The organism is Clostridioides sp. GD02404, from assembly GCF_045898275.1.
GTDB classification, from domain to species: domain Bacteria; phylum Bacillota; class Clostridia; order Peptostreptococcales; family Peptostreptococcaceae; genus Clostridioides; species Clostridioides difficile_A.
Genome location: NZ_JBJOCA010000079.1, coordinates 1 through 372, shown reverse-complemented (window position 1 = coordinate 372; position 372 = coordinate 1). Strand labels below are relative to the sequence as shown.

2 tRNA genes and 1 rRNA gene are annotated in these 372 nt (G+C 46.2%); all 3 read left to right on the top strand.

The features are described from left to right. Positions 1-23: 23 nt before the first annotated feature. The 3 genes from rrf (at position 24) to Q3287_RS19540 (ending at position 322) form a co-directional block, all read left to right on the top strand. Positions 24-140, top strand: a 5S ribosomal RNA gene (gene rrf / locus Q3287_RS19550). 5 nt (positions 141-145) lie between these two features. Next, positions 146-234 (top strand) — tRNA-Leu (locus tag Q3287_RS19545). 11 nt (positions 235-245) lie between these two features. Next, a tRNA-Ile gene (locus tag Q3287_RS19540) sits at positions 246-322 on the top strand. The last annotated feature ends 50 nt before the right edge of the window (positions 323-372 follow it).

Here is a 372-nt window from a genome sequence, read left to right as displayed (position 1 = left end):
TTAAATGAAAATTTAGACAATAATCTGGTTATAATAGCAGAGAGGATACACCTGTTCCCATTCCGAACACAGAAGTTAAGCTCTCTAGCGCTGATGGTACTTGGTGGGAAACTGCCTGGGAGAGTAGGACATAGCCAGGTGATGTGCCGAAGTGGCGGAACTGGCAGACGCACAGGACTTAAAATCCTGCGGGACTTACCTCTCGTACCGGTTCGATTCCGGTCTTCGGCACCACAAATTATTGTGGGCCATTAGCTCAGTTGGTTAGAGCGCCCGGCTCATAACCGGTAGGTCTGGGGTTCGAGTCCCTGATGGCCCACCACAATAATTTAAAGAACTTTGAAAATTAAACAGTAGGTTAATTTATAAAAC